Annotated in this window: 12 protein-coding genes and 1 pseudogene; 4 read left to right on the top strand and 9 right to left on the bottom strand. The window is 64.8% G+C overall.

Annotated features, from left to right (window positions below):
- On the bottom strand, positions 1–240 hold a 240-nt coding region (locus MJ777_RS20490; RefSeq protein WP_239377492.1), incomplete at its 3' end, for an Rpn family recombination-promoting nuclease/putative transposase.
- Between the two features lie 345 nt (positions 241–585).
- On the opposite strand from MJ777_RS20490, the gene MJ777_RS20485 reads away from it, so the two are divergent.
- On the top strand, positions 586–2,949 hold the full coding sequence (locus tag MJ777_RS20485; protein ID WP_239377491.1) for a 2OG-Fe(II) oxygenase: 2,364 nt from the start codon (positions 586–588) through the stop codon (positions 2,947–2,949).
- A gap of 179 nt (positions 2,950–3,128) precedes the next feature.
- Here MJ777_RS20485 and MJ777_RS20480 read toward each other — a convergent pair.
- A pseudogene (locus MJ777_RS20480) lies at positions 3,129–3,755 on the bottom strand (IS5 family transposase); the annotation flags it as partial.
- A gap of 201 nt (positions 3,756–3,956) precedes the next feature.
- Between MJ777_RS20480 and MJ777_RS20475 the strand changes: the two are divergent.
- Positions 3,957–4,730: a transposase family protein gene (locus tag MJ777_RS20475; RefSeq protein ID WP_239377490.1), complete on the top strand. Its 774-nt coding sequence runs from the start codon at positions 3,957–3,959 to the stop codon at positions 4,728–4,730.
- 310 nt (positions 4,731–5,040) lie between these two features.
- On the opposite strand, the gene MJ777_RS20470 is transcribed toward MJ777_RS20475, so the two are convergent.
- Both MJ777_RS20470 and MJ777_RS20465 read right to left on the bottom strand, forming a co-directional pair.
- Entirely contained in the window at positions 5,041–5,268 is a 228-nt protein-coding gene (locus MJ777_RS20470; protein WP_239377489.1) for a hypothetical protein, read from the bottom strand.
- A 20-nt stretch (positions 5,269–5,288) separates the two neighbouring features.
- Positions 5,289–5,588 carry a hypothetical protein gene (locus MJ777_RS20465; protein WP_239377488.1) on the bottom strand — a complete coding sequence of 100 codons (300 nt, stop codon included), beginning with the start codon at positions 5,586–5,588 and terminating at the stop codon, positions 5,289–5,291.
- A 440-nt stretch (positions 5,589–6,028) separates the two neighbouring features.
- Between MJ777_RS20465 and MJ777_RS20460 the strand changes: the two genes are divergently transcribed.
- Entirely contained in the window at positions 6,029–7,351 is a 1,323-nt protein-coding gene (locus tag MJ777_RS20460) for a helix-turn-helix domain-containing protein (RefSeq protein ID WP_370652791.1), read from the top strand.
- 11 nt (positions 7,352–7,362) lie between these two features.
- A complete protein-coding gene (locus tag MJ777_RS20455) occupies positions 7,363–7,677 on the top strand; it encodes a 4a-hydroxytetrahydrobiopterin dehydratase (protein WP_239311210.1) in 315 nt (104 codons plus the stop codon).
- Positions 7,678–7,805: 128 nt separating this feature from the next.
- On the opposite strand, the gene MJ777_RS20450 is transcribed toward MJ777_RS20455, so the two are convergent.
- The 5 genes from MJ777_RS20450 to MJ777_RS20435 form a co-directional block, all read right to left on the bottom strand.
- Entirely contained in the window at positions 7,806–8,105 is a 300-nt protein-coding gene (locus MJ777_RS20450; RefSeq protein WP_239311209.1) for a hypothetical protein, read from the bottom strand.
- Between the two features lie 786 nt (positions 8,106–8,891).
- Positions 8,892–9,347 (bottom strand): ricin-type beta-trefoil lectin domain protein, encoded by a 456-nt coding sequence (locus tag MJ777_RS20445; protein ID WP_239311208.1) that lies wholly within the window; start codon positions 9,345–9,347, stop codon positions 8,892–8,894.
- A gap of 221 nt (positions 9,348–9,568) precedes the next feature.
- Positions 9,569–9,700, bottom strand: a complete 132-nt coding sequence (locus tag MJ777_RS22815; RefSeq protein ID WP_255720318.1) for a hypothetical protein — start codon at positions 9,698–9,700, stop codon at positions 9,569–9,571.
- A 97-nt stretch (positions 9,701–9,797) separates the two neighbouring features.
- Entirely contained in the window at positions 9,798–10,262 is a 465-nt protein-coding gene (locus MJ777_RS20440) for a flavodoxin family protein (protein ID WP_239311207.1), read from the bottom strand.
- A gap of 229 nt (positions 10,263–10,491) precedes the next feature.
- Positions 10,492–10,749 (bottom strand): multidrug efflux SMR transporter (locus MJ777_RS20435; protein ID WP_239377486.1); only part of this gene is annotated, 258 nt, incomplete at its 5' end.

Below are 10,749 nucleotides of genomic sequence, written 5' to 3'. Positions count from 1 at the left end.
CTCGATCAGTACGTAGACGAATGCTTCTCGGCCGTCCAGTGGCGCGGTGAACAGCAGATCGGTATGCCGCCATCGTAACGTGGCATCAACCAGGCTCCCCGGTACCAGTGCCAGTCTGTCCAGGTCAAGCCGGGCCACCAGTTCTGCTGGTAGCGCCGCCCGTAGCTGTGACGCCGCGTTTGATGGCGTCCCCAAAATCCGACGGAACACCGCGTCATGAGGTGTGTGCGGACTCGACATGGCCACACCGTATAGACAGCCACCGACACACCAGCCCGCCACCACACACCATGGCAGCGACCCACCGGCCACGCGGGGCGCCCACTGTTCCTGGTCTGGATTGCCGACCTGGGCCGGGCCCTCCTCGCAGGCCCAGAACCCATAGCGGGCCACCGCCCGCGCGACATGCCGCGGAACCTAGGCCCGCCGTCGCGTTGACAACGCTCTCAGCCCCGCTGGCTGGCACTTCAAGGCCAAAGGAAGCCAGCCGACGCAGACCGCCGATGCCGGGGCCGCCGGGTGGATGGGAGGTTGCTAGTTTCATGCTCGACGGTACAGCGCTCACAGACACAAGGGAATGCGGCGATGGCGACCGTGGCGCGGGACAAGCTGGCGAGGATGCTCCGAGGAGACGTGGCGGGCGCGTTCAGCGTTGCCTTGACGACGAGTGCGGACGTGCTGAGTATCGAGGTCGACGGCGTCGGGTCCGTCGCCTTCCCGGTGTCTTCCGCGCAGGCGCGCGAGCTCCTCGGCCGCGGCCAACCGGCCCGGTTTGGCCGCGGCGAGGAGACGCTGACCGACCCAGGCGTCCGCGACACGTGGGAGATCCCGACGGAGCTCGTCCACGCCAGGTGGGACGACGACGCGCTGAACGACATTCTGACGACGGTGAAGGACGAGCTGGGCCTGCCGATCGCCGCCGAGCTCACTGCTGGCCTTCATTCCCTGCTGGTGTACGAGCCGGGCCAGTTCTTCCGCGCCCACCAGGACAGCGAGAAGGACGACTCGATGATCGGCACCCTGGTGGTGACGCTGCCCTCCGACCACAGCGGGGGCGAGCTGATAGTACGTCACCTCGAGGAGAAGAACACCTACCGAGGCTCGACGGCAGAGTTGTCGCTGGTCGCCTTCTACGCCGACTGCCGGCACGAGGTCGCCAAGATCCGGTCGGGGTACCGGATCGCCCTCACCTACAATCTGCTGCTCAGCGGTGACACTGCCCTTCCGGAGGGCGATGAGGGAGCGGTCGGCGAGCTGGCCGGTTTCCTTCGGGAGCACTTCAGCACACCCGTGTTCAGCCGTTACGGCGGACGCCCCGCCGGCCCGCCGAACCGGCTCGTCTACCTCCTCGACCACGAGTACACCCCGCGCGCGCTGGGCTGGCGCGGGCTGAAGGGCGCCGACGCCGCGCGCGGCTCCCTGGTGCAGGCAGCGGCCGAACGGGCTGGGTACGAGGCCGTCCTAGCGCTCGCGGACATCAAGACCACACACAGCGCGTACGAGGCGGACGACTACTACGGGGGCCGCGGCCGGCGCTGCTGGGACGACGATGAGAATGCTGAGGACGATGACACTGATGACTTGGCCGACTACGATATCCAGGAGCTGATCGAGTCGACGGTCACGCTCACGCACTGGACCGGCCCGGACGGTGACCAGCTGGAGGCGACCTCGCTGGACGTCGACGAGGACGAGGTGTGTGCGTCCAGCGGGACGGACGACTTCGAGCCCTACACCTCGGACTACGAGGGCTATATGGGTAACTGGGGTAACACGCTGGACCGCTGGTACCACCGCGCGGCGATCGTTGTCTGGCCCCGCGAGCAGTCCTTCGCCAACCGCGCCGAGACCTCCCCCGGCTGGGCTCTGGACGCGCTTGCCGAGATGGCACCGACGGACGCGCAGGCCGCCGCGGCAACGCTCGAGCCGTTCTGGGACGGTGCCCTGCGCGCGCGGACGTCGGCGGACAGCGCGAGGATCTCCGAGACATTCGGCAAGGCCCTGCGCACGGCGGACACCGTGGCGGACGCCGCGACCGCATCGATGCTGCTGGGCCCGTTCCGCGTCGAGAACCTGACCGCCGGCGGCGCCGCACCCTTCGCGAAGCTCGCCAGCCAGTATGGACGGCCGTGGGCCGTGCAGCTGCTGAGGACGTGGGCGGGCGCGGGACAGCCGTACTGGACCGTCGGCGGACCGGAACGCGGGCGATGGGTGGCGGACTCGCTTCCCGGGCTGTGCGCGGGGCTGCGCGCCGAGCCCGGAGGCGGCGAGACGGCCGCGCAGCTGCTCGTCGACCTGGCGTGGACATGGCTGCGGGAAGCGATCGACAGCGCGGCCCGGTCGTCATCCCCGCGCAGCCGCGACGGCGGCCTCGACGCCTTGGGCGCACCGCTTGCCTCGGTACTGACGGCCGCCGCCACGACCGGGCCGGCGGACACCCGGGACACAGTCCTCGAACACGTCCGGCGGCAGCAGGACGCGGTCACCGCGCTGGAGATGTCCGCGCTGCGCGCCGCTGCGGCGCCCGGCGGCAACGGTACCCGCGACGAGACCGGCTTCGGCGAGCTGGCAGCGGACTGCGCGGCGCGGCTGCGCTCCCGGCTGGCGCTCCCATCGCGTGCCGCCACGGACTGGTCGATCACGCTGGCCGCGGACGGCTGCGGGTGCGAACTGTGCGAGACGTTGCGCGCGTTCCTCGCGGACCCGAGCCAGCGCACCCTCGACTGGCCGCTCGCCGAGCAGCGCAGGCGGCACGTCCATTCCCGGATCGACGCCGCCGAACTGCCCGTCAGTCATGTCACCCGCCGGCAGGGCCGCCCCTACACCCTCGTTCTCCAGAAGACCGACGCGCTCTTCACCGACGAGCTGACACAGCGGGCCAAGGACCAGGCGGACCTTGACTGGCTGGTCGCCGAATGGCACGTGCCGCCCGCCCCGCAGACCACCTGACCTCCATCCGTCGATTCCGGATTCGAGTCACGCGGGCATCAGGCTGGCCTCGACCATCGCCCCAAGCTCCCAACAGGCCTCACGCACGGCGGCGTCCACCCCGCCGACAACCGACAGCGGCTCCCGCAGACGCTTCCACCTCAGAGGGCGTTTGATTAGAGATAATCATCTTATATAACCTAATAGGTTCCTCGCCAGGTAGGTGTTGTTTCGTTCGTTATGCGTCTAGTGAGATTGTCGATCGAAGCCAGGTAGATCATGGCTTCGGAGCTGGCGGGCACGGTCTCGTAGTCGCGGGCCAGGCGGCGGTGCATCATGATCCAACCTAGCGTCCGCTCCACCACCCAGCGGCGAGGGTAGACGATAAACCCCTTTTGTCCGGGTTCCTTCGCCACGACATCGGCGGTAATCCCGGCCTTCGCGGCATGGCCGATAAACTGGGTCTTGTACCCGGAATCGACCCACACCCGGATGAGGCGGCGGTGGCCGGCGGCCAGCGCGTCGATCACGGTTTTGCCACCGTTGGTGTCTTGGACCGAGGCTGCGGTCACGACCACGGCCAGCAGCAGCCCGAGCGTGTCTGTGACGACGCCCCGCTTACGGCCGACGATCTTCTTGGCGGCGTCTATCCCCTGGCTGGCACGGGGAACGTTGGTGGAGGTCTTGACGCTCTGGGTGTCGAGGATGCATGCGGTCGGCTCGGCTGCGCGGTCTTCCTTGGCACGGGCGAGGCCGGTCAGGTCGTAGTTGAGGCGGGCGAAAATACCCTCGTCTCGCCAGGCCGCGTAGTAAAAGTAGACGGAGCCTTTTCAATCTTGGTTTTTCCTGGTCCCCGCGGAAGTCGGCAAAGGCCATTAGCGAATTGATGGGGCGGCAACCCGATCGTTCTGTTGACATTCGGTGGCCCACAGTTGACCGGGTGATGTTGGCCCAGGCCTCGTCAATAGAGAAGTCCCCGGTAGACCACAGGGTGCCTAATCCACTGTGCCCTTGACCGAGGACTTCCGTTGCTAACGTACCCCGGCGTTGTCGATCTGCCCGAGTCGACCCTGACGTTTCTGACCGCGCTGCTCGCCGAGGACCGCGCCCGACGCCAGACCTGGCGCAAGCTACCCTCACACGACCAGGCACTCCTGGTACTCGTCCACCTACGCAAAGGTGAACGCTACGAACAACTCGCCGCGGGCTTCCAGGTCAGCGTCGGCACCGTCCACACCTACATCCACGAGGCCGTCCGCCTCCTCGCGACCCGCGGGCGCAGCCTGCTCGCCGCTGTCTGGACCTTCGCGTGGACCCAGAGCAACTTCCTCATCCTCGATGGCACAGTCGTGCGCACCAACCGTGTCCGCGCCCACAACAAGCTGTACTATTCGGGCAAGCACAAATACCACGGCATCAACCTCCAGGGCCTCATGGACCCCTACGGCCGGATGATCTGGATCTCCGAAGGGCTACCCGGCTCCGTCCATGACCTCACCGCCGCCCGGATGCACACCATTCTCGACCTCGTCGACCGCTCACAGCTCTACCTCTACGCGGATAAGGGCTACGTCGGCGGCGAGGGCGACCGACTCCTCATTCCGATCAAAAAGCCCAGGAACAAGGAACTCCCCGTCCGCGACAACGAAGCCAACCAGACTCACGCCGCCACCCGCTCACAGGGCGAACGCGGCTTCGCGGTCCTGAAGAACTGGCACATCTTCGACCGCTACCGCGGCTGCCCCCGCCGTGTCGGCATATTCGCGCAGGCCATCCTCGTCCTCACCCACGAAGGCAATTAGAAAAACCACATTGAAAACGCTCAATGAACAAAAAGCGACACCAGGCTCAAAGGTATTGATTTTTGATTAGGCGATGGTGTGACCTCGCAAAATAGGGGTCTCGGCCAGCCTCAATGACCGGCCCGTGAAACGGCGAGTTTGACAAGCGCTCCGGCGATGGTATTAATACATCCGGCGCGGCGGTAAATGTGACGCCACCAAGCCCGCCCCGGACACTCGAAGGGGCGGGCTTGGCTTGTGACGTGGAGTGGCTGGTGTTCGCCGGAAGCGGCGCGGATTAGTCGCTCATACTGTCACCCTCCCATGCTCATCACCCCCTCGGCGTGTACGGCGCTATCCGGGGTTCCGACTCCGTTGGCGGACACCCGGAGATTTTGGTGAAAATGGTCCAGGCGATCAGCTCGCAGGTTTCGCGGGTGATGCGGCGGGTAATGCGCTGGCTCCGGTCTTCCACCTCCAGCGGGAGGATTACCTGGTCGTCCATGGCCGTCAGGTGCGCCCACTGGTGCGCCTCGTCCCACTCAGCAAAGGCGGCCAACTGTTCCCCGTACCCATTGATTACGGAGTAGGGCCGGATACGCCGGGCTGCCGCCTTCTGGAGTGCTCCAACCGTCCCACGAGCTTCCCCATTTGGTCGCGCATCCATCGGACCTCCTCGGTCACGCTTTCCAGCCGTTCGCGGAGGGCGGCCAGCTCAAGGGGCGTGGCGCCGAGTTCGTTCCTGGAATAGGCAAAGTTGTCTTCCAGCAGCTCCAGTTGCGTCAGTACGGCTTCAAATTGGCACTCGATGAGATGAGCAGCCATATTCTCCCCAGACCCCGGCCCGGACGAACACGAACCGCTGATCCAGCCGCCCACCATCTACCTCCTGTTGCTGGTCCGCCGTCAGCCCCGTCTGGCTGGCGCCCGGTGCCGGGGAGGCCGGCATGATCGAACTTGCGCCATCTCAACCCGGCACCGGGGCCTGGTTGGGACACTGCGCGCGTTGGCTAAAGAGCAGTAGCCATCCCATGCATGACGGGTATGCGCGGCACGTCTGGACGACGGACCGTAACGGCTAGACTGCGAGGTAGGAAGCCCACCGCAGACGACGGAGAGGGCCGGTAATTACGGTGAGCGAGCAGCGGGGGCAGGGTCGCTACTACCGGTGTGGGGAACGGCTGGCACGGGACAACAGCGTGGGCCTGTGCGGACCCTGCCAGCGCCGGACGGTCGAGCTGGAGGCAGGAGCGCCGGAGGTGGCGCCCACATTTTGGGAAGCGTCAGACCAACTCCGGGATGCCCTCGATGCCTGGCACATGGGCCACGTCATTGCCGCGTACCGCACCCACCCGCACCACGGCGCCCCCTTGCCCCAGGAGATGGTGGCACGATGGATGGGCATCACCCAGACACAGCTAAGCCGTATCGAATCCGGCACTCCTATAACTGATCTCACTAAGCTCATTCGCTGGGCCGAGATGTTGCGCATCCCGGAAGAGCTGTTGTGGTTTAAACTTCCCCGCCAGCGTCCGCCGGCGGGAGAAATGCAAAGGCCCCCTGCCGCTGGCGCCGCATCAATTGCCTCGCACCACCGCGGCAGGGACAGCACGTATAGCGACGTGCCGGACCAGTACCGGGTGATTGCGCACGTCGGGGAGGTGGTTATTGTGGCGATGGATCGGCGGACATTTCTTGCCGGAAGCGGAGCCGGGTTTTTGGTCGGGGGCAAAGTGATGCCGCTGGCCTCCTATAAGCAAGTAGCGCCCGAGGCCATCGAGTACCTCGCCTCACAAATTGACAGCTTCTATGCGGCCGAGGCTACGCTAGGCCCTTACACCGTGATCCCCTCGGTACTGGTACAACAGGAGTTGCTACGCCAACTCCTCACCGTGGCCCGCGGCGATGCACGGCGGGCGCTCTTGCGCACTAACGCCGCCTATGCGGGCCTGGTGACGTGGCTTTACCAGGACGCCGGGGATTTGGGTACGGCCTCCCATTGGGCGAATCACACGCTGGAACTCGCCCACCGGGTCGGGGATACCCAGCTTATCCGTCACGCCCTGACTAATAAGGCCATGATCTGCACCGACGAGCAGGACGGCCCCGGCACACTGGACCTCACAAGCGCGGCCCTTGTGGATGAAACGGAGTTGTGCCCGAAGGTGCGGGTACAGGCAATGCAACAATCCGCCCACGGCTTTGCCCTCATGGGCAACCGCCGGGGCGCTGATTACGCTTTGGATAAAGCCGCCGCGCTCCTGCCCCAGGTGGATGACGATTACCCCTGGTACAACGCCTGCCGCCGGACCCCCGGCTACATCGAGGCCCAGCGCGCCACCTGCTACAACAGGCTTGGCCTCGGCGCGGAGGCGGTGGCCCTGTGGGAGCAGGTGATAACCGGCCTGCCCACGACCGCGCGGCGGGATGCGGGCGTTTACCGGGCGCGTCAGGCCGTAGCCTCCGCCCAAGCCCACCAGCCGGACGCCGTGGTTGGCGCCGTGCGCCAGGCCGTCACCATCGCCCAAGAAACCAGTTCGGCGCGGCTGCGCCAGGAATTGGAGGGCGTCTGGCATCACCTCACCCCCTGGCACGCTGATCCGGTGGGGCACGAGGTAAAGGAATTGCTCGCCCAACTGTAGGAGGGTGTGACATGGGAGTACGCGACCCGCTACCGGCCGAGGAAGTCACCCGCCGCCTCAGCGCGCTACCGGGCTGGGAAAAAGCCCCGGATCGGGAAGAAATTCATAAAAGCTTTCACCTGGACTACTACACCAGCGTCAAGGCGATCAACGACGTAATGGGACCAGCCCAGGAGCTTGAGCACCATCCAGATATTGACCTGCGCTGGGAGACCCTGCACTTTAGCCTCACCACCTACACGGCCGGGCAGAAGATTACGGAACTCGATTTTTTGCTGGTGGCCCGAATCGAGGACGTGATGGCTAAATATATTCCGGCCGGATGAGTGCGGCCTCAAATGGGCGAGGGGTCCAGAGACAACGATGGCTCTGGACCCCGTGATGCCGGTGTTACGTTGGGAGGGGCGCGACTACGGGTTTGGTGAGTGCGATTACTGGCCCCAGCGGTGGGCGATTAGGTACGCGCCCGGCGCCCCCGCACGCCCCGTGCCTTCTCCAGTGCCGCGTCAGGCACGACCTTCCGGAACTCGGGCAGGGTCACGGCGAATTGGCGGGCCTGGTCTTCGCCGGGCAGCCTCACCGCGCACAGCACGATGTCCCCCGCTTCCTTCATTGCCGCCACTTCTGACGGCAAAATGTCGAGCTGGCAGGGCGCATCCAGCAGCGGGTGGGTTTTGACGGTGAGGGCGCCGAACTCCTCGTCATCCGCCATTTCCCCGGAGATGTCGGAGACCTTCTTTTGTACGGTGGCCACGGCCTTCCCTTCGGGCTGTAACGATAACGGCCATGATCCACTATTGGGGAAATTGTTATTTCCATCAAGACTTGACTGACAAAAAATGGCCGCTCGCCTGTCCGGTCGGGTCGAGGTTGCCGGCCCATTCGTGGCCTTGGGGTGCAATTGTTGCGGGTTTTCAGCGGCGATTCTTGCGTATAATTGCCGCCGCAACCGTCCCCTCCGCCGATGGGCCATCCGGCATAGATGGTGACGGGTCGAACACTAACGGTGGATATGCGACCCCTACCTTAGCCACGGTTCTGCTCACAGAACTTGCCGAAAGTCGTGCGCCTCGCGCGATCACGCTACATGCCCACAAGATCGGGAACCATGGCAAGCTGCACAGAAGGCCGCCGGCTCGGCGCTGCCGACCCTGCTCCAAGGTGGAGAATTTGCTAAACTTCCCCTGTGGACGAGTGGGAAGTCCGCGTCACGAACGAGTTCCTGGCCTGGGTCAACGGGCTCGATCCGAGGTCCAAGGCGCTCGTCGTCGACGCGATCGACCGTTTGAACCCGCCCAGGTCACTTGTCCCGAGCGGCCGACAGCGATGGAAATCCACGCCATCAGCCTGGCCTGGGACACCAACGTGGCGTAACCACGACAGTCGAGCTTGTCCGCCGACCGGAGAAACCCCCGGTTGACTGGTTGAGCCAACCGGGGGCGGGGAGTTAAACGCCGAGATCGGCAGGGTGCGGACGGCTCTCGCCGCAGAACACCCGGATACCCATCAGGGTGATGGCGCAAGCCCTAATCTCGGACGTTTATTTCCAGCGCTGGAAGTTGCCGCCGTTGCAGCCCAGCGTGTAGACGCTGCCGCTGGCATTGCTGTCCAAGCAGAATCCTGTCGCCACGTTCTTAATCTCGTACCCGTATGTGCCCTTATAGGTGACTTTCCACTGCTGGTAACTGCCACCGTTGCAGCCCAGCGTGTAGACACTGCCATTGGCATTGCTGTCCAGGCACCGGCCGGTCTGATAGTCCTTGATCTGGTCCCCGTAGGTAAGCGGGGTGTTGGTCCACAGCTGGTAGCCACCGCCGTTACAGCCCAGCGTGTAGACGCTGCCGCTGGTGTTGCTGTCCAGGCACCGCAACGTGGCGGTGTTCTTCCAGGTCCACGGCCCTCCGGACAATGCCGAAGCGCTGCTTGCCGTGAACCCCAAAAAGACGATGGGGACGATCAGAACCGGCAGGATTCTTGCGACGAGCCTCTTACGCACGGTCTTCCTCCTCGGTGACAACCCGTAAGGCCAGATACGCGTGGCGCAGCCCGAAGCCGGCACAGGCGGCCGGCTTCGGGCCTTCATCCGCTGTCCGGGGCCGCGGGTGGAACTAGCACCTAATCAGCTAATACTGCCCATTGGCCCCTATAGCGGATGTCACATCATCGCACAATGAAACAGGTCATGCACGAAACGCGCCAGCAATGCGTAGCGTAGCACTAACAGTGCGTGGTGTAACGGCGGGTGATGTCGGTGGACTGGCCGAGGAGCTCGGTGATGAGGATGGTGGCGGCACGCACCCTGTCCGCAGCACACCTGGCCCGGGAGCTGGCCGCGGACACGTTGGCCAACCGCCGGCGGATTCTCGGATCTCCACAGAGTGGCCTAGCGAGATCACTGACTGGTTCATCGCTCACTCTGGACCGGCCTGAGCCTCAGACGTCCAGGTCACGCGGGCATCAGGTTGGCCGCGACCGTTGCTCCAAGCTCCCAGCAAGCCTCGCGCACGGCGGCGTCCACCTCGCCGACAACCGACAGGGGCTCACGCAGGCGTTTCCACTTCAGCCCGGTGGCAATCGTCTCGACCCCGCGGACCGCGCCAGTGGTGTCAGAGTTGCCGTGAACGTACAACGCATACGGTCGGCCGATGGTCGCCTCGAGCACGGGGTAGTAGATCTGGTCAAAGAAATGTTTGAGCGCCCCGGACATATATCCGATGTTCACGGGAGTCCCCAGCAGATAGGCATCCGCTGCCAGTACATCAACCGCCGTGGCGGCCAGCGCCGGCCGCACCTCCACCGTTACGCCCTCGATGGTGTCATCCCGCGCCCCTGCTATTACCGCCTCAAGCATGGCCTGCATTGTCGGCGACGGCGTATGGTGAACAACGAGTAGTGTCGGCATCGGGGCCATCCTACCGCATCTCCTTTGCCTTATCGCCTTGCCTTCCCTCTCCCGGAGAACAGGGCGGCAGCATATCGTGCGGTCCAGGCGCGGCGGCCCCAGTTCCCGATGAGACAATCAGAAGGGACGTGCCATGAGACCTGATCGAGACATACCCGCGGTCATGGCACAGACTACAATCTTGGGCCTCTGAACAGGCACGCCCAAAGACTTCGGCTCCGCCGCATGGACGAACAGATCACCGGCGGATTCCGCCGAGCTGCAGGCCGAGGACACCAAGTACGACGAGCAGGAGCGAAATGATCCTGACCGTGGTCAGGGGCTCCCCGTAGACGACGATGCCAATAATCACAATAGCCGCGGTACCGACGGCTGACCACACCGCGTAGGCGACTCCAATCGAGATCTGACGCAACACCAGGGACAGCAGGTAGAACGACAACGGATAGCAGGCGCACACGACGACCGACGGCCACAGGCGGGTGAAGCCGTCGGA

Origin of the sequence: Protofrankia sp. Cj5, from assembly GCF_917627405.1 — a bacterium.
Classification (GTDB): domain Bacteria; phylum Actinomycetota; class Actinomycetes; order Frankiales; family Frankiaceae; genus Protofrankia.
This window is presented reverse-complemented; position numbering and strand designations above follow the sequence as displayed.

What these genes read in the sequence shown, in the direction of transcription:
- MJ777_RS20485 (WP_239377491.1), top strand. Translation starts at nt 586, where the DNA reads ATGGCGACCGTGGCGCGGGACAAGCTGGCGAGGATGCTCCGAGGAGAC.
- MJ777_RS20460 (WP_370652791.1), top strand. Translation starts at nt 6,029, where the DNA reads ATGGGCCACGTCATTGCCGCGTACCGCACCCACCCGCACCACGGCGCC.
- MJ777_RS20440 (WP_239311207.1), bottom strand. Translation starts at nt 10,262, where the DNA reads ATGGCCCCGATGCCGACACTACTCGTTGTTCACCATACGCCGTCGCCG.
- MJ777_RS20455 (WP_239311210.1), top strand. Translation starts at nt 7,363, where the DNA reads ATGGGAGTACGCGACCCGCTACCGGCCGAGGAAGTCACCCGCCGCCTC.